Genomic DNA, 25,013 nt, shown 5'->3' on the forward strand with positions numbered 1-25,013 from the left:
TTTGTCGAACAGTCGGCGCGGCTTCCGGTAATCCTGCAGGGACGGGAAGGGCGCGCCGCCCGGGTCTCAGCGCGCGTCGATCACGTCCTGAACCGTCTCGAAGAAGCTGCGCACGAGGGGCAGGCGCTGGCGCTCGGCCCGGCAGACGATGTATTCGCCGACATCGAAATCGGCGCCGGTGATGATGATGCGCTTCAGGCCGGCCTCCGGCTTGAACTCGGCGGCGAAGACCACGCCGATCCCGAAGCCGAAGGCGACGGCTTCGCGGACGGCCTCGCGCGATTGCACCTCCAGCAGGTTCGCCGGCTTGATGCCGGCCGTGGACAACCGGCTCTCGAAGACCTCGCGCGTGATCGAGCCACGCTCGCGCAACACGATATCCTGGCCGGCGAAGGCCTCGATCGGGATATGGTCGTGCCGGGCGAGCTCGTGCTGGTCCGCGACGAAGGCCACGAGATCGTCCGAGCGCAGCCGGACGCTATGGATGCGCGGATCGGAATTGGCGCGCGCGGTGATCGCGACGTCGGCGGCGAAATCCATGATCCGGTCGACGACTTCCGAGGAATTGCCGATGCTGAGGGAGAAGGTCAGGCCCGGATAGCGCTCGCGCATCCGTGCCAGCGCCGGCATGACATGAGTGGCGCTGTCGGCCGCGATCCGCAGATGGCCGCGCTGCAGCGTTCGGCTGCCGGCGAGCAGCGATTCCGCTTCATCCTCGGCCGCGAACAGTCTCGCGGTGACCACGAACAGGCTCTGCCCGAGCGGGGTTAACTTGACCTGCCGCCCGGCGCGATCGAACAGCCTGACGCCATAGGCGTCCTCAAGCCCTCGCACCTGGGCGGAGAGGGTGGGCTGGCTGACATGGCGCGTCTTCGCGGCGCCGGTGAAGCTCTGCGCCTCTGCGACGGCATGGAAGGCCGCAAGGCCGGAATAGCTGATCGCCATCTTTCCATAGATCCTATCTATAATAGATATGGAAACGATGTATTGGACCTATGTCAACGGCCCTTCTAGCTTCGCGATCATCCGCCGCAACACATCGCGAGACCATCATGGCCCAGGCCCGCCGCCCTGCCTCTTCCGAAACCGGTGATCCGCTCCTCCTGACCCCCGGCCCGCTGACCACCAGCAAGGCCATCAAGGAAGCGATGGTGCATGACTGGGGCTCGCGCGACGCGACCTTCGTCGGCATCAACAAGGCGGTTCTGGAGGAATTGCCGAAGATCATCCATGGCGGCGAGGATTTCGTCACCGTGCCGATGCAGGGCTCCGGCACCTTCGCCGTCGAGGCGATGCTGACCACCTTCGTGCCGCGCGACGGCAAGATCCTGATCCTGATCAACGGTGCCTATGGCCAGCGCGCCAAGCGCATCGTCGAGATCGCCGGCCGCGCCGTCGCGGTGCACGAGACCGCCGAGGACACCCCGCCGGATCTCGCCGAGGTCGATCGCATGCTGGTGGCGGACACCGCCATCACCCATATCTTCACCGTCCATTGCGAGACGACCAGCGGCATCCGCAACCCGGTCGAAGCGATCGCCGCGCTCGCCAAGCGCCATGGCCGCCGCCTGCTGGTTGACTCGATGAGCGCCTTCGGCGCCCTGCCGCTCGACAGCCGCGAGGTCTATTTCGACGCGGTCGCCGCCTCCTCGAACAAGTGCATCCAGGGCGTTCCCGGCCTCGGCTTCGTCATCGCCCGCAAGAGCGCGCTCGCCGAGACCAAGGGCAATGCCACGACGCTGGTGCTCGATCTCCATGACCAGAATGCCGGCTTCGAGCGCACCGGCCAGTACCGCTTCACCCCGCCGATCCATGTCATCGTCGCCTTCCACGCGGCCCTGCAGGAATTCTGGGCCGAGGGCGGCGTCGCCGGGCGCGGCGAGCGCTACGCCGAGAACGCCCGCATCCTGATCGAGGGCATGGAAGGGCTGGGCTTCCGCACCTTGCTGCCGGCGGCCAAGCAGGCGCCGATCATCGTCACCTTCCACATGCCGGAGGACAAGAACTTCGTCTTCCAGCGCTTCTACGACGCGCTGAAGGATGCCGGCTACGTCATCTATCCCGGCAAGCTGACGGTCGCGGACAGCTTCCGCATCGGCTGCATCGGCGCCCTTGGTTCGCAAGACATGCGCGCCTTCGTCGCCACAGTGTCGGATGTCCTTGATGAGATGGGCGTCGGCCTGAAGTCGGCCGCGTAAGGAGCCCTGAGATGACAATGCACACGAAGATCGGCGCGGATGTCGTTGCGAACGGCCGCGAATATGCCCGCCCGCAGCGCCCGACAGTGGTGATCTGCATGGACGGCTCGGAGCCGGCTTATATCGAGGCCGCCAGCGCCAAGGGCCTGACGCCGAACCTCGACCGGATCATGAAGACCGGCGCCAGCACCCATGCCTATTCGGTGATCCCGAGCTTCACCAACCCGAACAACCTCTCGATCATCACCGGCCGCCCACCGGTCTGGCACGGTATCGCCGGCAACTTCTTCTACGACCGCGAGGCCAAGGAAGAGGTGATGATGAACGATGCCCGCTTCCTGCGGGCACCGACCATCCTGGCCGAGTTCCAGAAGGCCGGCTTCAAGGTCGCGATGGTCACGGCCAAGGACAAGCTGCGCACGCTGCTCGGCAAGGGCCTGGATTTCGCCTCCGGCTCGGCAATCGCCTTCTCCTCGGAGAAGGCCGACAAGGCCAACAAGGCCGAGAACGGCATCGAGAACGTGCTCGATTTCGTCGGCATGCCGGTGCCGTCGGTCTACTCGGCCGATCTCTCGGAGTTCGTCTTCGCCGCCGGCGTCAAGCTGCTGGAGAGCTTCAAGCCCGACCTGATGTATCTCTCGACCACCGACTATGTGCAGCACAAGGCGGCGCCCGGCTCGGAGATGGCGGACTCGTTCTACGCCATGTTCGACGGTTACGTCGGCAAGCTCGACGCACTCGGCTGCACGCTGGTCATCACCGCCGACCACGGCATGAACGACAAGCATCTCGCCAATGGCGAGCCCGATGTCGTCTATCTCCAAAGCCTGATGGACGAGTGGTACGGCAAGGGCACGATGCGCGTGATCCTGCCGATCACCGACCCCTATGTCGTCCACCACGGCGCGCTCGGCTCCTTTGCCACGGTCTATCTGCCGGATGGCGCCAGTCAGGAAGAGGTCGCTGCCCGCATTTCCGGCCTCGACGGCATCGCGCTAGCGGTGACCTCGGCGGAAGCCTGCGAGCGCTTCGAACTGCCGGCCGACCGGATCGGCGATGTCGTGGTCGTCTCGACCCGCCAGAAGGTGATCGGCACCTCGCCGGACCGGCACGATCTCTCCGGCCTGACCGAGCCCTTGCGCTCGCATGGCGGCATAACCGAGCAGCGCGTGCCGATGATCGCCAACCGGCCGATCACCGTGCCGCAGGGCCGCACCCTCCGCAATTTCGACGTCTTCGACGTCGCCCTGAACCTGGTGAACTGAGATGAACGCGACGGTGAAGCCGCCGGTGCGGCGCGAGGCGATGCGCATCGCCGGCAAGCTGGTCACGACCGACGACATGGTCGAGGTCAGGAACCCCTATGACGACAGCGTCGTCGGCCTGATCCCGGCCGCCCGGCCCGAGCATGTCCGCGAGGCCTTCGCCAAGGCCAAGGCCTTCAAGCCGACGCTCTCGCGCTACGAGCGCCAGCAGATCCTGCAGAAGACGGCCGAGCTGCTGCGCGACCGCAAGGAGCTCTTCGCCAAGCTGATCACGGCGGAAGCGGGCCTGTGCTGGAAGGACTCGCTCTACGAGGCCAGCCGCGCCTATGATGTCTGGTCCTTCGCGGCGCAGCTTACCATCAAGGACGATGGCGAGATGTTCTCCTGCGACATCTCGCCGAACGGCAAGGCGCGCAAGATCTTCACGACGCGCCAGCCGCTGCTGGGCGTGATCTCGGCGATCACCCCGTTCAACCACCCGCTCAACATGGTCAGCCACAAGCTGGCCCCGGCGATCGCGACCAATAACCGCCTCGTCCTGAAGCCGACCGAACTGACGCCATTGACCGCGCTGGCGCTCGCCGACGTGCTCTACGAGGCCGGCCTGCCGCCGGAGATGCTCTCGGTCGTCACCGGCAATCCCTCGACCATGGGCGATGCCATGATCACCGATCCCGACGCGGATCTGGTGACCTTCACCGGCTCGGTCCGCGTCGGCAAGCACATCGCCAATACGGCGGGCTACAAGCGCATCGTGCTGGAACTCGGCGGCAACGATCCGCTGATCGTCATGGAAGATGCCGATCTCGACAAGGCGGCGGAGCTTGCCGTCACCGGCGCGACCAAGAACTCGGGCCAGCGCTGCACGGCGGTGAAACGCATCCTGGTGGTCGAGAGCGTCGCCGATGCCTTCGCCAAGCTCGTCGTCGAGAAGGCCAAGAAGCTGAAATGCGGCGATCCGATGGATCCGAATACCGATGTCGGCTGCGTCATCAACGCCCGCTCGGCTGCGCTCTTCCAGGCCCGCGTCGATGACGCCGTGACCAAGGGCGCCGAGGTTCTCTACGGCAAGCGGGTGGAGGGTGCGCTGTTCCACCCGACCGTGGTCGACAAGATCCCCTACACCTGCGAGCTGGTGCATGAGGAGACCTTCGGCCCGGTGATCCCGATCATCCGCGTGCCCGACGACATCGCCGAGGTGATCCGGATCTCGAACTCCACCGCCTATGGTCTCTCTTCCGGCATCTGCACCAACCGCTACGATTACATCCAGCGGCTCATTGCCGATCTCGAGGTCGGCACGGTCAATCTCTGGGAAGTCCCGGGCTACCGGATCGAGATGTCCCCCTTCGGCGGCATCAAGGATTCCGGCCTCGGCTACAAGGAGGGTGTCGTCGAGGCCATGAAATCCTTCACCAACGTCAAGACGTGGTCGATGCCCTGGACCGCGTGAAACAAGAAAAGCCAGCGCAGGCGGAGCGATCCGCCTGCGTTTTCGTCTGTCAGGGGAAGAAAACGTCGCAAGAGCGTTCCAACCAATTGAAAAACAGGGGATGAGAATATGAAGAACTGGCTTGCTTCCTGCGTCATCGGCGCCTTCGCGCTGGCGCTTCCGGGCGTCGCCCAGGCGCAGAAGACCAAGGTCACCGTCTACACCGCTCTGGAGAACGATCAGCTCGGGCCCTTCAAGGCCTCGATCGAGAAGGCCGTACCGGAGGCCGAGGTCGTCTGGGTCCGCGACTCCACCGGCGTCATCACCGCCCGTTTCCTCGCCGAGAAGGACAATCCCCGCGCCGACATGGTGATGGGGCTGGCGGCGTCGAGCCTCCTGATGTTCGAGAAGGCGAACCTGCTCGAAACCTACAAGCCCGCCGGTGCCGATGCGCTGAAGCCCGTCTTCCGCGATAGCAACGAGCCCTACACCTGGACCGGCATGGACGCCTATCTCGGCGTCGTCTGCTACAACACCGCCGAGGCCAAGGGCGTACCGGTGCCCGGCTCCTGGAAAGATCTGCTCAACCCGGCCTTCAAGGGCAAGATCGTGATGCCGCACCCGGCTTCCTCGGGCACCGGCTATCTGATGGTCGCCGGCTGGCTGCAGAGCATGGGCGAGGCCGAGGGCTGGAAGTTCATGGACGGGCTGCACGAGAATATCGGCGCCTATCTCCATTCCGGCTCGGCGCCTTGCGTCCAGGCAGCGCGCGGCGAGCGCACGATCGGTCTCGCGCTCGACATGCGCGGCGCTTCCGAGAAGAGCAAGGGCGCGCCGATCGAGGTCGTGATCCCGAAAGAGGGCGTGGGCTGGGAGATGGAGGCGAGCGCCATCGTCAAGGGCTCCAAGAACCTCGCACTCGCCAAGAAGATCGCCGACTGGTCGACCACGAAGGACGCCAACGAGCTCTACTCGAAGACCTACGCGATCGTTGCCGCGCCGGGGGTCGGAACCAAGCCGGCGAACTACCCCGCCAATGCCGAAGCCGGCATGATCAAGAACGATCTCGGCTGGATGGCCGATAACCGCGACCGCGTGCTCGCCGAATGGTCGAAGCGCTACGAGTCGAAGGCCGCGCCGAAGAACTGAGCCTCTGCCATGCCGCCGCCCGCCTGGGCGGCCGGCGGCATGGTCTGTGCAAGACGCCAAGAGAAGTCCCGCCATTGCCTGCGGGGCGGATCTCTGCCCGTTCAAATGAAGGCCGGCACGATGTCCAAGACTGCGATGTCCAAGACCGCGATCTCCGCGACGAACCCATTCCTCTCGATCCGCCAGGTCGCCAAGAATTTCGGCGCGTTCAAGGCGCTGCGTGACATCAACCTGGACATCCATCGCGGCGAGTTCGTCTGCTTCCTCGGTCCCTCCGGTTGCGGCAAGACCACGCTGCTGCGCGCAGTCGCCGGGCTCGACCTGCAGGATAGCGGCACCATCCATATGGGCGGACGCGACGTCTCGCATGCCAGCCCCTCCGAGCGCGATTTCGGCATCGTCTTCCAGTCCTACGCGCTCTTCCCCAATCTCACTGTCATCGACAATGTCGGCTACGGGCTGGTCAACCGGCGCCGTTCCCGCGACGAGATCGCCAAGCGGGTCAACGAGCTTCTCGCCCTCGTCGGCCTGCCGGAACAGGGCCGGAAATATCCCGTCCAGCTCTCGGGCGGCCAGCAGCAGCGCGTGGCGCTGGCGCGTGCGCTCGCCACCTCGCCGGAACTGCTGCTGCTCGACGAGCCGCTCTCGGCGCTCGACGCCAAGGTGCGGGTGCGCCTGCGCGACGAGATGCGCTCGCTGCAGCAGCGGCTCGGCGTGACCACGATCATGGTGACGCATGACCAGGAAGAAGCGCTCGCCATGGCCGACCGCATCGTCGTGATGCGGGACGGGGCCGTCGAGCAGGTCGGCTCGCCGGAGGAGATCTACCGTCGCCCGGCGACGCCCTTCGTCGCCGATTTCGTCGGGCACATGACCTTCATGGACGCGATCGTCACCGGACCGGGCAGGGTCCGTGTCGACGAGCTCGATCTCGTTGTCGCCAATGCCGCGCCCTTCGCCGTGGGTACGCCGGTGCGTCTGGCGATGCGCCCCGAGGAGGTCCGCACCCGCAGCATCGGCGCGGACACGCCGAACAGCTTCGAGGCGACGATCGGGGACCTTGCCTTCCTCGGCTCCTATTGCCGGGCGCATCTCCAGCCGACCAGCTCGCGCGCGACCAGCATCGCCGCCGATTTCTCGACCAATGCGATGCGCGATCTCGGCATCGTTCCGGGGCAGGTGCGCGCCGTCGCCTTTCCGCCGGAGGCGCTGCACGTCTTTGCCGGGGACGGACGATGAGCGATCTGGCACAGCCCCTGCCGATGACCGATACGCCCGTGAAAGTCGCGCCGCTACGGATCAGCGAGCGCCATGTCGCTGGCGCGCTCATCCTGGCGCTCTGCGCCGTGCTGGTCCTGATCATCGCGCTGCCGCTCTGGGCGCTGCTGTCCAAGAGCCTTGAGAATACGGATGGCAGGTTCGTCGGCCTCGCCAATTTCGTCAGCTATGCGACGACGCCCTCGCTGTTCTATTCGCTGCTGAACAGCCTGCTCGTCGCCGGCGTGACCACCGTGATCGTGGTGCCGCTCGCCTTCCTCTACGCCTATGCCTTGCGCCGGAGCTGCATCCCGGCCAAGGGCGCGTTCTACGCCGCCGCGATGGTCCCGGTCTTCGCGCCCTCGCTGCTGTCCGGCCTCGCGCTGATCTACCTCTTCGGCAACCAGGGCATCCTGAAATCCCTGATGATGGGCGCCTCGCTCTATGGACCCATCGGCATCATCGCGGCCGAAGTGCTCTACTGCTTCCCGCACGCGATGCTGATCCTTGTCACGGCGCTGGCGCTCTCCGACGGGCGTCTGCGCGAGGCCGCGGACGCGATGGGCACCTCGCGCTGGCGCATCTTCCACACGATCACCCTGCCGGGTGCGCGCTATGGCGTGATCAGCGCGACCTTCGTCGTCTTCACGCTGGTCATCACCGATTTCGGCATTCCCAAGGTCATCGGCGGCCAGTTCAGCGTGCTGGCGACGGATGCCTACCGGCAGGTCGTCGGCCAGCAGAATTTCCCGATGGGCGCCGTCGTCGGCATCATCCTGCTGGTGCCGGCCGTGCTCGCCTTCTTCGTCGACCGCGTCGTGCAGCGGCGCCAGAGCGCCATGCTCTCGGCCCGCGCCGTGCCTTATGTCCCCAAGCCGGACCGGCGCCGCGACCTCGCGCTGCTCGGCTTCGTCGGCCTGATCGCGCTCGCCATCGTCGGCCCCTATGCGGTCGCCTTCTGGGGCTCCTTCGTCAAATACTGGCCCTATAATCTCTCGCTGACGCTGGGCAATTACGATTTCGCTGCGGTCGAGCCTGATGGCTGGGGGCCGTATCGCAACTCGCTGCTGCTGGCTTCGCTGACGGCGGTGATCGGCACGGCGCTGATCTTCACCGGTGCCTATCTGATCGAGAAGGTGAAGCTGTTCCCGCGTCTGCGCGCCTTTGCCCAGTTCCTGGCGATGCTGCCGATGGCGGTGCCCGGCCTCGTGCTCGGCCTCGGCTACGTCTTCTTCTACAATGCCGGCTGGAACCCGCTCGGCTTCCTCTATGGCACGCTGGCGATCCTGGTGATCAACACCGTCGCGCATTTCTATACGGTCGGGCACATCACGGCGCTGACCAGCCTGAAGCAGCTCGACGGCGAATTCGAGTCGGTCTCGGCCTCGCTCAAGGTGCCATTCTGGTCGACCTTCCGCCGCGTGACCGCGCCGATCTGCCTGCCGGCGATCCTCGACATCGCGGTCTATGTCTTCGTCAACGCGCTGACCACGGTCTCCGCCGTGATCTTCCTCTACGGGGCCGACACCAAGCTCGCCTCGATCGCGATCGTTCACATGGACGAGGCGGGCGCCATGGCCTCGGCTGCCGGCATGGCGAGCGTCATCATGGCAACCGCCATCGCCGTGAAGCTCGCCCATGTCGGCCTCGACCATCTGGTCTTCGGCCGCCTGCAGCAATGGCGCCAGCGCTAGGATGCCGAGCATGCGTCTGGGCGTGATCGCCGATATCCATGGCAACCTGCTCGCGCTCGAAGCGGTGCTGGCGAAGTTCGATGCGCTCGCGCCGGACCTCATCGTCAATCTCGGCGATTGCGCCTCAAGCCCACTCTGGCCGGTCGAGACGGTCGCGCTCCTGAGGTCACGCACGATGAGCCATGTCCGGGGCAATCACGACCGGGCGATGGGCGCAGTCTCGCTCGATGGGCTGGGCGCCTCGGACAGCTATGCATGGCAGGCGCTCGATCCCGAGGCTCGCGCCTGGCTCGCCGGCCTGCCGGTCGAGATCACGGTGGAAGGCGCGCTCTGCTTCCATGCCTGCCCCGGCAACGACTCGACCTATCTGATGGAAGAGGTCCAGAACGGCTATCTCGTGCCGTCGCCGATCGCGACGATCGAGCAGCGCCTCGCCGGGCGGACGGCGCCCCTGATGCTCTGCGGGCACAGCCATCAAACGCGCGCGGCGCGGCTGAACTCCGGCACGATCGTCCTCAATCCCGGCAGCGTCGGCAATCCGGCCTATCGCGACACGAAACCGGCGCATGTCTCCGAAAGCGGCATGCCTCATGCCCGCTTCGCCATCGTCACGCTCGGCGTGGAGATCGCGATCGAGCATCACCTCGTCGTCTACGACTGGGAGCGCTCGGCCCGGCGTGCCGAGGTGAATCGACGCGCCGACTGGGCGTATGCCTTGCGGACCGGGACAGCGCTTCCGTAGCGCGGCGCGCTCACCCGTGCAGGGACCGCGCCATCGCGAAGAAGGCCTGGATCGCCTTGCTGTTGCGGCGCTCGTGCAGGCAGATCAGCTTCTCGTGCATCAGAAGAGGCTGGCCGTCGAGCGGGATGCGGACCAGTCGCGGGTCGTCCTCGCCGAACTCGGCCGCCGAGACGAAGCCGATGCCGCCGCCCGCTGCCACGATCGCCCGCACCGCCTCGCGGCCCTCGGCCTCGACCGCATAGGCGAGCGTGACGCCCTGGTCCGCCGCTCGCTGCTCCAGCAATTGCCGCGTGCGCGAGCCGCGCTCGCGCATGACGAGCGGCCAACTCGCCAGCTCCTGCAATGAAAGCGCTGGCCGCGCCGCCGCCGGATGCCCCTTCGCGGTGAATGCGATGATCGGCGAGACGTTCAGCGGCAGCACTTCGAACGGACGCTCGTCGCCGAGCTCACCCAGGACGCCGATCTCGGCGTCGTAGCCGATCAGTGTCTCGACGATGCTGCCGGTATTGCCCTGCGCGATCGAGACCTGGATGCCGGGATGGCGCTCGCGGAAGGCGGCGAGCACGTGGATCACATGATGGACGGAATCGGCGACGATCCGAAGCGCGCCGGCGCGCAGCGAGCGCTCCTCCTGCAGCAGCTCCAAAGCCTCACCCTCGGCCCCGAACAGGCGATGCGTGACGGCGAGCAGCTTGTGCCCCGCGGGAGTCAGGACGACCTGGCGATGGCGGCGGCTGAACAGCGCGACATCGTATTCCTCCTCCAGCTTCCGGACCTGATCCGAGATCGCCGGCTGGGTGAGATTCAGCGCGAGGGCGGCCTTCGAGAATCCGCCGGAAAGGGCAACCTGATGGAAGGCGCGGAGCTGGACATGGCGCATGGCAGGGAGCCTCGAAAGCCGATGCGATATGGTATCGTCAAAATTTATACTTGGATATGAAATAGCGATTTTTCAGATCGGTAAGGAGAGGGCATTCTGATGCTCGACAGCGCCCGACAGGCGCGAACCGAGGCTCTCCCATGCGTGCCGAAACCGCCGCCATCGTCCATACCGAGGGCGAATCCAACACCTCCGCGGCGCGCGGCGACTGGTCCGCCGGCATCGGCGATGCCGGAACCCGCGCATTGCTGGCGCGCGATTCCGCCGCCTTCCTGCACCAGAGCCTGTCCAGCCCATGCCTCACCGCCATCGCCAGGGCGGAGGGCATCTGGATCGAGGACACGATGGGGCGCCGCTACATGGATTTCCATGGCAACAGCGTCCACCACATCGGCTATGGCCACCCGCGCCTGAAGGAGGCGATCAAGGCGCAGATCGACGATCTCTGCTTCGCGCCGCGCCGCTTCACCTGCGAGCCCGCGGTCGAACTGGCCGAGACGCTCGGAAAGCTGGCGCCGGGCAATCTCGGCAAGGTGCTCTTCACCACCGGCGGATCGGATGCGATCGAGGTGGCGCTCAGGCTGGCCCGCGCCGCGACCGGCCGCTTCAAGACCCTGTCCTTCTGGGACGCCTTCCATGGTGCCGGCTTCGGCGCCTCCAGCGTCGGCGGTGAGGCGACCTTCCGCTCCGGCATCGCCGGGCCGCTTCTGCCGGGCGCCGAGCATGTCGCGCCCTGGGGCACGCGCAACTGCGCCTATGGCCATGACAATCTGGAAGATTCCGCGCGCGCCTGCGCCCGGATGATCTCCTATGTGCTGGCGCGGGAAGGGGATGTCGCGGCGGTCGTCGCCGAGCCGATGCGGGCGACGCCTTATCCGCCGGCGCCTGGCTTCTGGAAGAGCGTGCGCGAGGCCTGCGACCGGCACGGCACGCTCCTGATCTTCGACGAGATCCCGACCGGGCTCGGCAAGACCGGGCGTTTCTTCGCCCACGAGCACGACGAGGTGCAGCCCGACATGGTCGTGCTCGGCAAGGCGCTCGGTGGCGGCATCCTGCCGATCGCCGCCGTGATCGCGCGGCGCGATCTCGACGTCGCCGGCGGCTATGCGATCGGCCATTACACCCACGAGAAGAACCCGGTCACGACCCGTGCGGCGCTGACCACGATCAACATCATCCGCGAGGAGGGTCTGACGGAGCGCGCCGCCGAGCTCGGCGCCTATGCAATGGAGCGGCTACGGCACTTCGGCGCGAGTTGCCCGGCTGTGGGCGACGTGCGCGGCCGCGGCCTGCTCTTCGGGATCGAGCTCGTCGCGGACCGCGACGCCTGGACGCCGGACAATGCGCTGGCCGAGCGGGTCTATTACCGCTGCCTCGAGGCGGGCCTGAGCTTCAAGATCAGCCAGGGCAATGTGCTGACCCTGTCGCCGCCGATGGTGATCGCGCGGGCCGATCTCGAACGCGCGCTCGGCATCGTCGAGCGGGCGATCCTGGCGGGCTGAGGGACGATGATGAAGGCTGTCCGTACCGACCGGGAACTGGAATGCCCGGAGATCGACGCGGGGCTTCTGGCCCGCGGCGTCGAACTCGTCACCTTGCCGGACGGGATCTCCGAGGAGGCGCTGATGCGGGAGGTCGCCGACGCCGACTTGCTATTGATGTGCTACACGCCGGTCACCGCGCGGGTGATCGCGGCAGCGCCCAAGCTGAAGGGCATCGTCAAATACGGCGTCGGCATCGACGCAATCGACATCCCCGCTGCGATCGCACGTGGCATCCCCGTGGTCAACGTGCCCGAATACGCCGAGGAGACGGTCGCGGAGGGCGCCTTCGCCCTGATGATCGCGCTGGCGAAGCGGCTGCCGGAGATGGGCCGCGCCGTCCAAAGCGAGGGTTGGGTCTGGCCGGCTCAGCGCTGGCTCGGCCGGGACATCGCCGGCGCGACGCTGGGCCTCGTCGGCACCGGCAAGATCGGGCGCAGCATGGCGCGGATGGCGGGGCAGGGGTTCCGCGCGCGCGTCCTCGGCTACGATCCGCATGTCGATGCCGCGACCATGGCCGCGGCGGGAATCGAGAAGATCGACGACCTCCACGACATGCTCCGGCAATGCGATCTGGTCTCGCTGCACAGCGTCCTGAACGACGCGACCCGCCACATCATCGGCCGGGCGGAGCTTGCTTGCCTCAGGCCGGATGCGATCCTCGTGAACGTCTCGCGCGGCGCGCTGATCGACGAGGCGGCTCTGGTCGAGGCGGTGCTGGCCGGGAGGCTCGGCGGCGTCGGGCTCGATGTCTACAGCCAGGAGCCGCTCGCCCGTTCCGGCCATCCGCTCAGCCCCTTGTTCGGGCGCGACGACGTGATCCTGTTTCCGCACTTGACCTTCTTCACGGTCGAGGCGATGCGGCGGCTTTCGGACGACACGCTGGCGCGCTGCTTCGAGATCCTGGACGGCAGGCCGGTCCAGATCCGCTCGCACGACCCGCGCCTGCGGGCGCAGACGCACAACGTCGCCTTCGCCTGATTTAGCGGAAGATCACCGTGCGGCGGCCGGCGAGCATCACGCGGCGCTCGATGTGGAGCTTGAGTGCCCGCGCCAGCACGACCGCCTCGATATCGCGGCCGACGCTGACCAGATCGTCCGGCGCCAGCGAATGGTCGGCGCGGCCGACGTCCTGGTCGATGATCGGGCCTTCGTCGAGATCCGGCGTGACGTAATGCGCGGTCGCGCCGATCAGCTTTACGCCGCGATCATAGGCCTGATGATAGGGCTTGGCGCCCTTGAAACTCGGCAGGAAGGAGTGGTGGATATTGATCGCCCGCCCGTCCAGCGCCCGGCAGAGATCGTTGGACAAAACCTGCATGTAGCGGGCGAGCACCACCAGCGAGGAGTTCGTCTCGGCGACGATCTCGAGCAGGCGCGCCTCCTGCTCCGCCTTGGTCGCGGGCGTGACCGGCAGGTAGTGGAAGGGGATGCCGTAGCTCTTGGCCAGCGCCTCGAAATCCCGGTGGTTGGAGACGATCGCCGGGATTTCGATGTTGAGATTGCCGGTCGCCTGCCGGAACAGCAGGTCGTTCAGGCAATGGCCGAAGCGCGAGACCATCAGCAGGATCCGCGCCGGGGCGGCGGCATCGATCGCGTCCCAATCCATGCGGAAGGTGCCCGCGATGCCATCGAATTCGCGCTTGAATGCGCCTTCGTCGAAGCGCTCACCAGTTGCGAAGGCGACACGCATGAAGAAGCGGCCGTCGCGCGGATCGCTGAACTGCGCGCTCTCCAGGATATTGCAGCCGTGGCGATAGAGCACGCCGCTGACGGCGTGGACGATGCCCGGCCGATCCTCGCAGGACAGCGTCAGGATGCGGTCGGGCTTCTGCACCTTGAAATCCCCCATGAGGGCAGGCGCATGCGCGGAGTGGGCCTCGGTCATGGTCTCGTATCTCTGCTATGCCTTGCGGTCGAGCGGCGCCGCGAGGCTGGCGCTGACCGGAACTGTGGTGCCGGCGAGGTCGATAGACCAGCTCCGCGCATCGAGCCAGGCCTGGTCGATCGGCTGGTCGCTTGAAGCCCAGCCCAGCGCCACGATGCCATCGAGGCTCGCGCCGAAGGCCGCCGAGGTGATCTCGCCGACCGGCCTGCCATCCGCGAGGATCGCTTCGCCGCCCCAGGCCATCTGCCCGTCCGGGCGCGGCCCGACAAGCGCGATCAGGCGTTTGGTGCGCTGCGCGGCCTTGGCGGCGACCAGCGCCTCGCGGCCGAGGAAATCGCCCTTGCCGAGCTTCACCGCGAAGCCGAGCCCGGCCTCGTAAGGGTTGACGTCCGGCGTCAATTCGCGGCCCCAGGCGCGGAAGCCCTTCTCGATGCGCAGTGAATCGACGGCGTAATAGCCGGCATCCTTGAGCCCGAGATCAGCCCCGGCCTCGTGCAGCGCATCGTAGATCGCGGCGGTGAACTCGACGGGCGCATAGAGCTCGAACCCGTCGCCGAGATAGGAGCGGCGGCAGGCCCAGGTCGTGGCATAGCCGATCGTGATCTTGCGGATGGCATTGGCCGGGAAATCCGCAAGGTCGAACGAGGTCGGCGAGAGGCGGGCCAGAAGCGCGGGGACCTTGGGCCCGGCGAGCGAGAGCACGGCATAGGAAGCGGTGACGTCCGTCAGCGTCACGCCTTCGGGCAACTGGCGCCTGATCCAGTGGGCGTCACGCGTCGCCTGGGCGGTGCCGGTGAGCAGCAGATAGGTGTCGGGCGCGATGCGGGCGGCGGTCAGATCGCTCTCGAACGTGCCGCGGGCATTGAGCAGCGCGGTATAGACGGAGGTGCCGACCGGCACGGCGACATCATTGGCGGCGAGGCGCTGCAAGGCAGCCTCGGCCTGCGGCCCCTGCAGCAGGAATTTTGCGAAGCTCGACATGTCGACGAGCCCGGCGGCCTCGCGGCAGGCGCGATGCTCGGCTGCGACCGTCTCGAACCAGTTCTGCGGCCCGAAGGAATAGCCGATCGTGCGCTCGTCCTCGGTGCGGGCGAAATAGTTGGCGCGTTCCCAGCCCATCTTCGAGCCGAAGACGGCGCCCTTGGCCGCCAGCCGGTCATAGAGCGGCGAGCGCCGGAAGGGGCGGGCGGTGTCGAGCTCGCGGTTCGGCCAGGGCATGGCGTAGTGCAGGCCGAGCGTCTCCTTGATGCGGTCCTTCAGCCAGGCCGGGTTGTTGTTGAAATCGGCGAAGCGGCGGATATCGACCGGCCAGAGGTCGCTCGTCGCCTCGCCCTCGACGATCCATTCCGCGAGCGCGCGCCCGGCGCCGCCGGCGGAGGCGATACCCATCGAGTTGAAGCCGGCGCCGACATAGACGCCCGCCACCTCCGGCGCTTCGCCGAGCAGAAAGTTGTTGTCCGGCGTGAAGCTCTCGGGGCCGTTGAGGAAGGTCTTGATCTCGGCCGTCTCCAGCGCCGGCACGCGCTCCAGCGCATTCTCCATCAGGATGCCGAACTGGTCCCAGTCGTCGGGCAGGAGCTGGAATTCGAACGGGTGGGGGATGCCGTCCATGCCCCAGGGCTTGGCGTCGGGCTCGAAACCGCCCATCACGAGCCCGCCGACCTCCTCCTTGAAGTAGATATAGCCGTCGGGATCGCGCATCACCGGGAGGTCGGGCGTCACGCCCGCGATCTTGCCGGTGACGATGTACATGTGCTCGGCCGAATGGAGCGGCACCGAGACGCCGCACATCTGGCCGATCGTGCGCGACCATTGCCCGGCGCAGATCACCAGTACCTCGCATTCCACCCGGCCCTGGTCGGTCTGCACCGCCCTGAGCCGGCCCTTCTCGGTCTCGATGCCGGTGACGCGGACGCCTTCGCGCACCGTCGCGCCGCCGCTTCGGGCGCCGCGTGCCAGCGCCTGCGTGATGTCGGAGGGGTTGGCCTTGCCGTCGCCCGGCAGCCAGACGCCGCCGACGAGATCTTCGGTGCGCATCACCGGCCATTTCTCGCCGGCCTCCTGCGGGCTCAATTCCTCGATCTCGACGCCTTGTGCGCGGGCCGCCGAGATCGTCCGGCGCAGTTGCGTCATCCGCTCCTGCGTGCGGGCGACCGAGACCGAGCCGCAGCGTTTCCAGCCGGTGGCGAGCCCGGTCTCGTCCTCCAGCGAGGCGTAGAGCTCGGTCGAATAGCGGATCAGGCGCGTCATGCTGGACTGGCTGCGGAGCTGTCCGACGAGTCCGGCCGCATGCCAGGTCGTGCCGGAGGAGAGGCGCCCCTGTTCGAGCAGCAGCACGTCGCGCCAGCCGAGCTTGGTCAGGTGATAGGCGACCGAGCAGCCGATGATGCCGCCGCCGATGATGACGACACGGGATTGGGTGGGAATGGACATGAGCGCCTCCGCGATGGAAGGCAGCTTAGCCGGTCAGATTCATAAAACAACAAAAAACAACAAAAACGGGCAAATCATCCGACGTGGATTTGGATCCCGTGCTCGGTCAGTTTCGCCGCTAGGGTAGCGGGCGGTGCCTGGTCGACCAGCAGTCCGGCGCAAGGCTTGTCGCCATTGATGCGGCTGGGCAGGACGAGCCCGAACTTGCTGTGGTCAGCCATCAGAAAGCCTTGCTCGGCGGCGTTCAGCAGGGCGGTCCGGGTCGCGGCGCCAGCGCGGGTATAGTCGGTGAGATATCCGCCCGGATCGACGCCGCCGACGCTGACGAAGGCGAAATCGGCTGAAAGCCGCGCGATCGCCCGCAAGGTCTCCGGGCCGGTGGTCGCATCCTCGTTGCGGTCGAATTCGCCGCCGATCAGGAAGACGCGGGCGTCAGCGAGGCGGCTGGCGAGCCGGGCATTCTCCAGCGAGGTCGTGTGCACGATCAGGCGCTTGCGGTCGGAGCGTGCCAGTGCGCGCGCCAGCGATTCGGTCGTCGTGCCGGAATCGAGCAGGATGGTCATGCCGTCGCCGATCAGCGAGACCGCGAGATCGGCGATAGCCTCCTTGCCGGCGCGGTTCACGGTGCGGCGGCTGGCGAAGGAGGCTTCCGAGCGCTCGTTGCGGATCGCGCCGCCATGGACGATCGCGAGCAGGCTGCCGGCCGACAGCGCCTTGAGATCGCGCCTGACCGTCTCGCGCGAGACGTCGAGCGCCTGCGCCAGCTCCTCGACGGTGACCGAGCCGGTCTCGTCGAGCTTCGCCAGGATCGCGTTGTGCCGTCGCGCTGCGATGTCGCGTGTCATGGAAACGGGACCAACCCTGCTCGCCGGCTTCAGGGCCGGCAGGGCAGGGATAGGAAGTTGATCCGGGCTTGGCAATCGAAACGGCGGTGCTGCTGCATTTCTGCCCGGAATCGAAAAAGGGCGCGGCTCGTCGAAGCCGCGCCCTTTTAGGGAAGCTTAGCGCGCCGCAGCGCCGAGCCCGCCGATGCAGGTGTATTTGACGTCGAGATAGTCCTGCAGGCCGTATTTCGAGCCTTCCGAGCCGAGGCCGGATTCCTTGACGCCGCCGAAGGGCGCGACCTCGGTGGTGACCAGCCCCTCGTTCACGCCGACGATGCCGTATTGCAGCGCTTCCGAGACGCGGAAGGTGCGGCCGAGATCGCGCGTGTAGAAATAGCAGGCGAGCCCGTATTCGGTGTCGTTGGCGAGCCGGAGCGCCTCGTCCTCGGTCTCGAAGCGGAAGACCGGAGCGACCGGCCCGAAGATCTCCTCGCGCGCGAACTGCATGGTGCTGGTCGCGCCCGCGATTACGGTCGGCTCGTAGAAGCTCAGGCCCAGTTCCGAGCGCTTGCCGCCGGTCGCGACGGTGCCGCCCTTGGCGGTGGCGTCGGCCACCATCTCCTCGACCTTGGCGACCGCCTTGTCGTCGATCAGCGGGCCTTGCGTCACGCCGGTCTCAAGCCCGGAGCCGACCTTGAGCTTCTTCACGGCAGCGGTCAGTTTCTCGACGAAGGCGTCGTAGATTCCGGCCTGCGCATAGAAGCGGTTGGTGCAGACGCAGGTCTGCCCGGAATTGCGGAATTTTGCGGCGATCGCTCCTTCGACCGCCCGGTCGAGATCGGCATCGTCGAACACGATGAAGGGCGCGTTGCCGCCGAGCTCCATCGAGACCTTCTTCACGGTCTCGGCCGCCTGCTTCAGCAGCACCTTTCCGACCGGGGTCGAGCCGGTGAAGGTGATCTTGCGCACCAGTGGATTGCCGGTGAGCTCGCCGCCGACGGTGCGGGCATCGCCCGTCACGACATTGACGACGCCGGCCGGGATGCCGGCCTTCTCGGCGAGAATGCCCCAGGCCAGCGCCGAATAAGGTGTCTGCGAGGCCGGCTTGGCGACGATGGTGCAGCCCGCCGCCAGCGCCGGGCCGATCTTGCGGGCCAGCATCGAGGAGGGAAAGTTCCAGGGCGTGATCGCGCCGACCACGCCGAGCGGCTGCTTGGTCACGATGATGCGCCGGTCGGCCCAGGGCGAGGGGATGACGTCGCCATAGACGCGCCGCGCCTCCTCGGCGAACCACAGCACATAGGCCGCGCTCATGCCGACCTCGCCCTTGGCCTCGGCCAGCGGCTTGCCCTGCTCGCGAGTCAGGAGCTCGGCCAGCGCGTCCTGATGCTTCATGATCTCGTCGGCGAGCTTGCGCAGCAGCACCGCGCGCTCCTGCGCGGTCTTGGCGGCCCAGGCCGGGAAGGCGGCGTGCGCAGCCTCGATCGCGGCGCGCGTCTCGTCGACGCCGGCCGACGGAACCATGCCGATGGATCGGCCCGTTGCCGGATCGGTCACGTCGATCGTTCCGCCCGATGCCTTGTCCAGCCAGCGCCCGCCGACGAAGATCGCGTCGCGCTTGAAATCGCTCCACTGGGACATGATTCAGCCTTTCGGAAATGCGGGGAGGCACAGCCGCGTGTCGTCGCCTGCGTGAGGCAGAGCCGTGACGACGGGGAACTGCGGACGAGATGTCACGGGTTCTTTCTAGACCATTTTCGCCCGAAGTGGACACCGGTTCGCGTCAAGAAAATGCGATAAAACAAGGCGCTGGAGCAATTTCACGATCCGGATCATGCGGGGTGGCTCGTGTCGGCGGCCGGCATCGCGCAGACAAGCCGGCCCTGAGCGGCGGGGCCTCCATCAGGCGCTCCGCGAAGAAAAACTTGTCGCTAGCGATCAAAATATTCCGTTCGCCAGCTGAGCGCCCGACATGCGCCGCGGCCTGATCGACATCGCCGTGCAGACCGATCCGGTGCTGCACGAGGGCATCAGCAATCGCCGCATCGCACCTTGCTGGAAGCTTGCCGGCGCGCTGGCGCGACCCCGACGACCGTGCACTGCGTCGGCTCGATCGCGGCGATCGTGCGCTTGATCCGCGGCGGTTTCGGCATTGCCACCCTGCCGCTGGCGACCATTTACGGCGAGCTTGCAGCCGGTACGCTGGCAACGATTCCCTCCGAGGTCGATCTCGGGCCGATGCGGCTCGTGGTCAGCTATCGCGAGGATCCGACAAGCGATGCTGCCGAAGGCGTGGCAACACTCATTGCCGAGGAGGCGATGCGCTTTGCTTCCGCTGTCGGCGCCGGTCTCGCGCGTCCGCTCGAATGAGCCGTTTCGGCGGCTGACCTGGTTCCTCAAGAAGGTGTTCCGATGACCGAAAGCTCCCGTCCGTCCGCCGCCGCGCGCCTCGACCAATCGCTCGGCCGGATTCGCGATCCCAGGCTCGAAGGCGCGAAGGTCTTCACGGCCCTCTATGAAGCCTCGGCGCGGCGCGAGGCCGAAGCCTCCGATGCCCGGATCGCGGCCGGCAAGCCGCTGGGGCCTCTCGACGGCCGGATCGTCTCGATCAAGGACCTGTTCGACGTGGCGGGCGAGACCACGCGCGCCGGCGCCGCGGTCCTGCATCGCCAGCCGCCAGCCGCCGGCGATGCCCCCATCGTCCAGCGCCTGCGCGCAGCGGGTGCCGTCATCGTCGGCAAGACGCAGATGACCGAATTCGCCTTCTCGGCGCTCGGCACCAATGCCCATGATCCGGTCGCCGGCAATCCCCATGACCGCAGCCGCGCGCCCGGCGGCTCGTCCTCCGGCGCCGTGGTCTCGGTCGTGGACGGCATGGCCGAGATCGCGATCGGCAGCGATACCGGCGGTTCGATCCGCATCCCCTCGGCCCTGACTGGCGCGGTTGGCTTCAAGCCGACCTCCGGCCGCATCCCGACGAGCGGAGCCTTCTCGCTCTCCAGCACGCTCGATACGGTCGGCCCGATCGCCCTGAGCGTCGCCGATTGCGCGGTCACCGACGCCGTTCTCGCTGGAGAGGCGTCGACGCCATTGGCGCCGCGGCCGCAAGCCCGCTTTGTGGTCGCGCGCGGGCGCCTGTTCGATGCGATGGAGGGCGAAGTGGCCGAGGCATTCGAGGCCGGGCTGGAGCGGTTGCGCCGCGCAGGCCTGAACGTCGAGGAAGGAACGCTCGACCCGAGCCTCGATGCCCTGGCCGCGCTCGACAAGATCGGCGGCTTCCCCTCGATCGAGCTTGGCGCGACCCTGCGCGATCTTGGTGTCGACAGCCTCGACGAGGTCGATCCCAAGACGCGCGCGCGCATCGAGCTGGGGGCAGGCATCCTCGGTGTCGACTATGTCCGCATGCAGCGCCGGCGCGCGGCGGCCGTTGCGGGCTTCGCCGCGGCAATGACCGACGATACGGTCTATCTCCTGCCGACCACGCCGATCCGCGCGCCGCTTCTCGCCTCCGTCGCGGATGACGCCGGTTTCCACCACGCCAACGGCCTCGTGCTGCGCAATCCCCGCGTCGGCAACCTGCTCGACACGCCCTCGCTCTCGCTGCCTTTGCCCGTCCCGGCCGGCGCCCTGCCGGTCGGGCTGATGCTGATCGGCCGGCGCGGCGCCGATCGTCCGCTGCTGGCGATGGCGGCGAGTGTCGAGGCGGCGCTCGGCGCCTGACGCGAACATCGGGAGGTCGCGGATGCGGCCTCCCGAACCTGCGGCTTTAGCTTGGACGTGAGCTGCCGGAGCCTCAGCCGTACTTGCGGCCGGCGCTGAAATGCCCGACGCGCCAGCCGAGCTTGTCCTCGATCCGCCGGGCCGCGTCCTTCACCGCCTCGACGAAATTGGCATGCTCCTCGTTCACGCGGAACTCCGGCAGCACGATCGAGACGGTGATCGGGCAGGCGCCGGACTCGTCCAGCACCGGCGCGGCGATGCAGGCGACCGCGTAGTCGGATTCTCCGGCCTGGATCGAGACGCCCGCCGCGAGCGCGTCGCGCGCCTGAGCGAGCAACGTGGTGAGGTCGGTGACGGCGCGTCCCGTCGGCGAGGCCTTGGCGCTCTTGCGGAAGAGGGCGGCCCGCTCCGTTTCGTCCAGTCCGGCGACGAGCAGCCGGCCCGACGCCGTCCAGTTCAGGGGCACGCGCGTGCCGACGCGCGAGGTGATCACGAAATGGCCGGGACCTTCGGCCATCGCCTCGACCACCATCATGCCGCCGTCGCGGCCGCAGATCTGCACGGTCTCGCCGACCTCGCGCGCCAGCACATGCATCTCATGGGTCGCGACATTGATGACCTGGAGATCGCGGGCATAGGCGAGGCCGTAATGATAGAGCCGCGGCCCGAGCCAGACGCCGCCGTCGCCGGTGCGCGCCAGCAGGCTCTTGTCGAGCAGGTCCTCGACGATGGCGTAGACCGTGGAGAGCGGCGCGCCGATCGCGCGGGCGACCTCATAGGCGGTCTGGGCCCGGCCCTCCTGCTGGAGATGGTCGAGAATCTGCACGGCGCGGTCGATGCCGCTGACGCGCGAGCGCCGCTGCCCGGTGGGCTCCGGTGCGCCTTCGCCGTCCTGCGTCGTCGGGGCCTTGCTCATCACTGCGCTTTCATACCTCTCGCTCGCTAAGTCAACGCCAGGATAGGCCGTGGCTGTGCCGGACGAGCCGGCGCGGCCGCGGCACATAGCGACTGGAGGCGATCGCATCAGCGCCGATCACGGCATGGCGCGGCTCGAACAGCCGGGTCAATCGCGAGACGTCGCCATTGGAATCGGTCGCTTCGAGATCGCCGTCGATCAGGTCGAAGATCGTGAAATCGGCGCGCTCGCCGACGGTCAGCCGGTCGGTCATGTCGAGCTTGATCACCGAGGCCGGCGCATGGGTCACCGCCTGGAGGATCGCGTCGAAGGGCATGCCCACCGAAAGCAGCTTCGACATCGTCGTCGCCAGATCCCAGACCGGGAAGTTCATGCAGCGGTTGTGCAGGTCGGTCGAGATCGAGAACGGCATCAGCCCGCGCTGGATCGCGGCCTCCGCTACCTTGAAGGAGAAGGAGGCGCCGCCATGGCCGATATCGAGGCGCACGCCTTCGGCCGCGCAGCGCTCGGCCAGCTTGAACAGGTCCTCGTCTTCCAGGATGCTCGATCCCGCCTTGCCGTTGAAGCAATGGGTGACGACGTCGCCGGGGCCGAGGATCTCCAGCACCTCGTCGTAGAGCGCCGGCGGCTCGCCGACATGGACCATCATCGGCAGCTTCAGGATCTTGGCGATCTTCTTGCCGAGCTTGACCGGAGTCACGCCCCAGGAGCCGGTGATGACATGGCTCGCGCGCACCTTGAGGCCGACGATATGCTCGCTGTTCTCCTCGTAGCATTCGATGATGCGGTCGAGGTCGATATCCTTGATGTCGCGCAGCTCCGGCACGCGGTTGCAGGCGACGAGCCCGATCGAGCCGAGATTGAGGAAGGCCTTGATCCGCTCGCGCGCCGGCTCGATGACATATTCGCGGAAGCCGTGGAAATTGGCTTCGCCGGCCGACCCCGCATCGACCATGGTGGTGACGCCGCGCTCGGCCCCGCAATCGCTCGGCCTGAGCGAGATGTCGGTGCCGCCATGCCAGACATGGACATGCAGATCGACCCAGCCCGGCGAGACGAAGGCGCCCTTGCCGTCCACCCGCTCCGCATCGGCCGGCGCCGCCAGGCCTGCGCCGATCGCGGCGATCTTGCCGTCGCCGCCGACGAGGATGTCGGTGGACGTCGCGGGGATCGCCGGCCCGAAGGCGACCGGCTTCACATTGGCGATCAGGAGCGGCTGCCGCGTGGCAGTAGTCATGTCAGAGATCCTTCCGCAGGCGCGGATCGAGCAGGTCGCGCAGGCCGTCGCCCACCATCTGCAGGGAGAGCACGGCAAGCACGATGGCGAGGCCGGGGAAATAGGTCATCCAGTCGGCCTGGCCGATATACTGCCGGCCGGACGAGATCATCGTGCCCCAGGTCGGGATGTCCGGGCTGACGCCGAGGCCGAGGAAGGAGAGGCCGGCCTCCGCCAGCATGGCGCTGGCGAAGATGAAGGTGGCCTGCACCGTGATCGGCGAGACGATGTTGGGCAGGACATGCCGGAACATGATCCGGGCGGTCGAATTGCCGAAGGCGCGGGCGGCCTCGACATAGGGCAGTTCGCGGATCACCAGCGTCGCGGCCCGCACGATGCGCGCGAGGCGGGGCGCATAGACGATCGAGAGCGCGATGATCACCGTCATCAGCGAGGGGCCGAGCGCCGCGACCAGCGCGATCGCGAGCAGGATGTCGGGGAAGGCCATCATCGCGTCGATCAGGCGCGCGATCGGCGTGTCCAGTCGCTTGAAGAAGCCGGCGAGCAGACCGAGCGTCACGCCGATCAGCGAGGACAGCACGACGACGGCAGCGCCGACCGAGAGTGACAGCCGGCCCGCATAGAGCATGCGCGAGAAGATGTCCCGGCCGAACTCGTCCGTGCCGAACCAGTAGACCCCTGAGGGCGGCTTCAGCCGGTTGACGACCGAGAGCCGGCCCGGCGCATAGGGGGCGAGCAGCGGCGCCAGCGCCGCCAGCAGCACGAAGACGATGAGGATCGCGAGGCCGATCGCCACCATGCGGCGCTTCAGCAGATCGCGCAGGAAGATCCGGCCGCGGTTGGGCGCCGGTGCGTCGGGAGCGAGATCGGTCATCAGTAGCGCACCCTTGGATCGACCAGCAGGTAGAGCATGTCGATCGCGAAATTGATCAGCACGTAGAGGCCGGCGATGACGAGCAGTGCGCCCTGGATCACGGGATAGTCGCGCCGCAGCACGGCCGAGACCACGAGATTGCCGACGCCGGGCAGGCCGAACACCGTCTCGGTCACCACCGCGCCGGAGACCAGCACGGCGGCGGTCAGCCCCAGCACGGTCAGGATCGGGATCAGCGCGTTCTTCAGCGCATGTCGGAGGATGACGGCCTGCTCGCCCAGACCCTTGGCGCGGGCCGTGCGGACATAGTCGTCGCCGAGCACGTCTAGCATCGAGGCGCGGGTGAAGCGCATGATCAGCGCCGAGGAGACGAGTCCGAGCGCGACCGCCGGCAGGATCAGGTGCCTGATGCGCTCGAGCAGGCTGGTATCGGGGCCGCCATAGCCGGATACCGGAAGCAGCCCCAGGCGGACCGCGAAGACCTGCATCAGGATCAGGCCGAGCCAGAAGCCGGGAATGCTGGCCCCGAGCATGGCGAGCGTCGTCGCGGCCTGGTCGATGAAGGAGCCGCGCCGATAGGCGGCATAGATCCCGACCGGCAGCGCGATGGTGCTCGCGATCGCCAGCGACAGCAGCGTCAGGAAGAAGGTCGGCTCGGCCCGGTCCATCAGGGCCGCCGTCACCGGCATGTTGAGGAAGATCGACTGGCCGAGATCGCCGCGCAGCAATTGCCCGACATAGATCACGTATTGCGAGAGGATCGAGCGGTCGAGGCCGAGCCGGGTTCGCAGATCGGCGACGTCCTGGGCCGTCGCTTCGGGGCCGAGCATCACGGCGGCGGGGTCGCCGGGCGTGACGCGCACGATCACGAAGACGATCGTGACGACGAGCAGCATGACCGCGATCATGCCGGAGAGGCGTTGAAGGATGTAGCCGAGCATGAACTGACCGTCTCGTTGCCCG

The 25,013-nt window shown here is 67.2% G+C and carries 21 protein-coding genes; 11 read left to right on the forward strand and 10 right to left on the reverse strand.

Annotation, left to right across the window (positions count from 1 at the left end):
- Positions 1–66 precede the first annotated feature (66 nt).
- Positions 67–945 (reverse strand): LysR substrate-binding domain-containing protein, encoded by an 879-nt coding sequence (locus ACFJGT_RS08745; RefSeq protein ID WP_377847925.1) that lies wholly within the window; start codon positions 943–945, stop codon positions 67–69.
- A 107-nt stretch (positions 946–1,052) separates the two neighbouring features.
- On the opposite strand from ACFJGT_RS08745, the gene ACFJGT_RS08750 reads away from it, so the two are divergent.
- The 7 genes from ACFJGT_RS08750 to ACFJGT_RS08780 all read left to right on the forward strand — a co-directional run bounded on the left by ACFJGT_RS08750 (position 1,053) and on the right by ACFJGT_RS08780 (position 9,737).
- Positions 1,053–2,198, forward strand: a complete 1,146-nt coding sequence (locus ACFJGT_RS08750) for a 2-aminoethylphosphonate--pyruvate transaminase (RefSeq protein WP_377847928.1) — start codon at positions 1,053–1,055, stop codon at positions 2,196–2,198.
- A 17-nt stretch (positions 2,199–2,215) separates the two neighbouring features.
- Complete coding sequence (gene phnA / locus ACFJGT_RS08755) at positions 2,216–3,463, forward strand: phosphonoacetate hydrolase (RefSeq protein ID WP_377848953.1); 1,248 nt, start codon at positions 2,216–2,218, stop codon at positions 3,461–3,463.
- A gap of 1 nt (position 3,464) precedes the next feature.
- A complete protein-coding gene (phnY, locus tag ACFJGT_RS08760) occupies positions 3,465–4,916 on the forward strand; it encodes a phosphonoacetaldehyde dehydrogenase (protein WP_377847931.1) in 1,452 nt (483 codons plus the stop codon).
- A 108-nt stretch (positions 4,917–5,024) separates the two neighbouring features.
- The gene (locus ACFJGT_RS08765; RefSeq protein WP_377847933.1) at positions 5,025–6,044 is read left to right on the forward strand and encodes a putative 2-aminoethylphosphonate ABC transporter substrate-binding protein; all 1,020 of its coding nucleotides are present in this window, start codon (positions 5,025–5,027) and stop codon (positions 6,042–6,044) included.
- 120 nt (positions 6,045–6,164) lie between these two features.
- Positions 6,165–7,283, forward strand: a complete 1,119-nt coding sequence (locus tag ACFJGT_RS08770) for a putative 2-aminoethylphosphonate ABC transporter ATP-binding protein (protein WP_377847936.1) — start codon at positions 6,165–6,167, stop codon at positions 7,281–7,283.
- On the forward strand, positions 7,280–8,995 hold the full coding sequence (locus ACFJGT_RS08775) for a putative 2-aminoethylphosphonate ABC transporter permease subunit (RefSeq protein WP_377847939.1): 1,716 nt from the start codon (positions 7,280–7,282) through the stop codon (positions 8,993–8,995). Before ACFJGT_RS08770 ends, ACFJGT_RS08775 begins: the two co-directional genes overlap by 4 nt.
- Positions 8,996–9,005: 10 nt before the next feature.
- Positions 9,006–9,737, forward strand: coding sequence for a metallophosphoesterase family protein (locus ACFJGT_RS08780; RefSeq protein WP_377847941.1), 732 nt, complete (start codon positions 9,006–9,008; stop codon positions 9,735–9,737).
- Between the two features lie 10 nt (positions 9,738–9,747).
- Here ACFJGT_RS08780 and ACFJGT_RS08785 read toward each other — a convergent pair whose 3' ends face one another.
- Positions 9,748–10,617, reverse strand: a complete 870-nt coding sequence (locus ACFJGT_RS08785; RefSeq protein ID WP_377847944.1) for a LysR substrate-binding domain-containing protein — start codon at positions 10,615–10,617, stop codon at positions 9,748–9,750.
- Between the two features lie 140 nt (positions 10,618–10,757).
- Here ACFJGT_RS08785 and ACFJGT_RS08790 point away from each other — a divergent pair, with 140 nt between their 5' ends.
- Both ACFJGT_RS08790 and ACFJGT_RS08795 read left to right on the forward strand, forming a co-directional pair.
- Positions 10,758–12,119 (forward strand): aspartate aminotransferase family protein, encoded by a 1,362-nt coding sequence (locus tag ACFJGT_RS08790; protein ID WP_377847946.1) that lies wholly within the window; start codon positions 10,758–10,760, stop codon positions 12,117–12,119.
- A 6-nt stretch (positions 12,120–12,125) separates the two neighbouring features.
- On the forward strand, positions 12,126–13,139 hold the full coding sequence (locus ACFJGT_RS08795) for a 2-hydroxyacid dehydrogenase (protein ID WP_377847949.1): 1,014 nt from the start codon (positions 12,126–12,128) through the stop codon (positions 13,137–13,139).
- A gap of 1 nt (position 13,140) precedes the next feature.
- Here ACFJGT_RS08795 and purU read toward each other — a convergent pair whose 3' ends face one another.
- The 4 genes from purU to ACFJGT_RS08815 form a co-directional block, all read right to left on the reverse strand.
- Positions 13,141–14,010 (reverse strand): formyltetrahydrofolate deformylase, encoded by an 870-nt coding sequence (gene purU, locus ACFJGT_RS08800; RefSeq protein ID WP_377848954.1) that lies wholly within the window; start codon positions 14,008–14,010, stop codon positions 13,141–13,143.
- A 51-nt stretch (positions 14,011–14,061) separates the two neighbouring features.
- The gene (locus ACFJGT_RS08805) at positions 14,062–16,479 is read right to left on the reverse strand and encodes an FAD-dependent oxidoreductase (protein ID WP_377847952.1); all 2,418 of its coding nucleotides are present in this window, start codon (positions 16,477–16,479) and stop codon (positions 14,062–14,064) included.
- A 74-nt stretch (positions 16,480–16,553) separates the two neighbouring features.
- Entirely contained in the window at positions 16,554–17,324 is a 771-nt protein-coding gene (locus tag ACFJGT_RS08810; protein WP_377847954.1) for a DeoR/GlpR family DNA-binding transcription regulator, read from the reverse strand.
- Positions 17,325–17,480: 156 nt separating this feature from the next.
- The gene (locus ACFJGT_RS08815) at positions 17,481–18,944 is read right to left on the reverse strand and encodes an NAD-dependent succinate-semialdehyde dehydrogenase (protein WP_377847957.1); all 1,464 of its coding nucleotides are present in this window, start codon (positions 18,942–18,944) and stop codon (positions 17,481–17,483) included.
- Between the two features lie 318 nt (positions 18,945–19,262).
- Between ACFJGT_RS08815 and ACFJGT_RS08820 the strand changes: the two genes are divergently transcribed.
- Together ACFJGT_RS08820 and ACFJGT_RS08825 are read left to right on the forward strand one after the other, a co-directional pair.
- Positions 19,263–19,673, forward strand: a complete 411-nt coding sequence (locus tag ACFJGT_RS08820) for a LysR substrate-binding domain-containing protein (protein WP_377848955.1) — start codon at positions 19,263–19,265, stop codon at positions 19,671–19,673.
- Between the two features lie 42 nt (positions 19,674–19,715).
- A complete protein-coding gene (locus ACFJGT_RS08825; RefSeq protein WP_377847960.1) occupies positions 19,716–21,023 on the forward strand; it encodes an amidase family protein in 1,308 nt (435 codons plus the stop codon).
- 73 nt (positions 21,024–21,096) lie between these two features.
- Here the strand turns inward: ACFJGT_RS08825 and ACFJGT_RS08830 are convergent, their stop codons facing one another.
- The 4 genes from ACFJGT_RS08830 to ACFJGT_RS08845 are packed head-to-tail and all read right to left on the reverse strand — an operon-like array spanning position 21,097 to position 24,991.
- Positions 21,097–21,939 (reverse strand): IclR family transcriptional regulator, encoded by an 843-nt coding sequence (locus ACFJGT_RS08830; protein WP_377847963.1) that lies wholly within the window; start codon positions 21,937–21,939, stop codon positions 21,097–21,099.
- A 31-nt stretch (positions 21,940–21,970) separates the two neighbouring features.
- Positions 21,971–23,176: an amidohydrolase/deacetylase family metallohydrolase gene (locus ACFJGT_RS08835; protein ID WP_377847966.1), complete on the reverse strand. Its 1,206-nt coding sequence runs from the start codon at positions 23,174–23,176 to the stop codon at positions 21,971–21,973.
- 1 nt (position 23,177) lies between these two features.
- Positions 23,178–24,050: an ABC transporter permease gene (locus ACFJGT_RS08840; protein ID WP_377847968.1), complete on the reverse strand. Its 873-nt coding sequence runs from the start codon at positions 24,048–24,050 to the stop codon at positions 23,178–23,180.
- Complete coding sequence (locus ACFJGT_RS08845) at positions 24,050–24,991, reverse strand: ABC transporter permease (protein ID WP_377847970.1); 942 nt, start codon at positions 24,989–24,991, stop codon at positions 24,050–24,052. The genes ACFJGT_RS08840 and ACFJGT_RS08845 overlap by 1 nt, the downstream gene beginning before the upstream one ends.
- Positions 24,992–25,013 lie beyond the last annotated feature (22 nt).

The sequence above is a fragment of the Allobosea sp. UC22_33 genome, from assembly GCF_042700715.1.
Lineage (GTDB): Bacteria > Pseudomonadota > Alphaproteobacteria > Rhizobiales > Beijerinckiaceae > Allobosea.

Coding starts and splice junctions, on each gene's coding strand:
- ACFJGT_RS08810 (WP_377847954.1), bottom strand. CDS start 17,324: ATGACACGCGACATCGCAGCGCGACGGCACAACGCGATCCTGGCGAAG.
- ACFJGT_RS08790 (WP_377847946.1), top strand. CDS start 10,758: ATGCGTGCCGAAACCGCCGCCATCGTCCATACCGAGGGCGAATCCAAC.
- ACFJGT_RS08845 (WP_377847970.1), bottom strand. CDS start 24,991: ATGCTCGGCTACATCCTTCAACGCCTCTCCGGCATGATCGCGGTCATG.
- ACFJGT_RS08795 (WP_377847949.1), top strand. CDS start 12,126: ATGATGAAGGCTGTCCGTACCGACCGGGAACTGGAATGCCCGGAGATC.
- ACFJGT_RS08780 (WP_377847941.1), top strand. CDS start 9,006: ATGCGTCTGGGCGTGATCGCCGATATCCATGGCAACCTGCTCGCGCTC.
- ACFJGT_RS08825 (WP_377847960.1), top strand. CDS start 19,716: ATGACCGAAAGCTCCCGTCCGTCCGCCGCCGCGCGCCTCGACCAATCG.
- ACFJGT_RS08830 (WP_377847963.1), bottom strand. CDS start 21,939: ATGAGCAAGGCCCCGACGACGCAGGACGGCGAAGGCGCACCGGAGCCC.
- ACFJGT_RS08785 (WP_377847944.1), bottom strand. CDS start 10,617: ATGCGCCATGTCCAGCTCCGCGCCTTCCATCAGGTTGCCCTTTCCGGC.
- ACFJGT_RS08770 (WP_377847936.1), top strand. CDS start 6,165: ATGTCCAAGACTGCGATGTCCAAGACCGCGATCTCCGCGACGAACCCA.
- ACFJGT_RS08775 (WP_377847939.1), top strand. CDS start 7,280: ATGAGCGATCTGGCACAGCCCCTGCCGATGACCGATACGCCCGTGAAA.
- ACFJGT_RS08805 (WP_377847952.1), bottom strand. CDS start 16,479: ATGTCCATTCCCACCCAATCCCGTGTCGTCATCATCGGCGGCGGCATC.
- phnA (WP_377848953.1), top strand. CDS start 2,216: ATGCACACGAAGATCGGCGCGGATGTCGTTGCGAACGGCCGCGAATAT.
- ACFJGT_RS08750 (WP_377847928.1), top strand. CDS start 1,053: ATGGCCCAGGCCCGCCGCCCTGCCTCTTCCGAAACCGGTGATCCGCTC.
- ACFJGT_RS08835 (WP_377847966.1), bottom strand. CDS start 23,176: ATGACTACTGCCACGCGGCAGCCGCTCCTGATCGCCAATGTGAAGCCG.
- ACFJGT_RS08765 (WP_377847933.1), top strand. CDS start 5,025: ATGAAGAACTGGCTTGCTTCCTGCGTCATCGGCGCCTTCGCGCTGGCG.
- phnY (WP_377847931.1), top strand. CDS start 3,465: ATGAACGCGACGGTGAAGCCGCCGGTGCGGCGCGAGGCGATGCGCATC.
- ACFJGT_RS08840 (WP_377847968.1), bottom strand. CDS start 24,050: ATGACCGATCTCGCTCCCGACGCACCGGCGCCCAACCGCGGCCGGATC.
- purU (WP_377848954.1), bottom strand. CDS start 14,010: ATGGGGGATTTCAAGGTGCAGAAGCCCGACCGCATCCTGACGCTGTCC.
- ACFJGT_RS08815 (WP_377847957.1), bottom strand. CDS start 18,944: ATGTCCCAGTGGAGCGATTTCAAGCGCGACGCGATCTTCGTCGGCGGG.
- ACFJGT_RS08745 (WP_377847925.1), bottom strand. CDS start 945: ATGGCGATCAGCTATTCCGGCCTTGCGGCCTTCCATGCCGTCGCAGAG.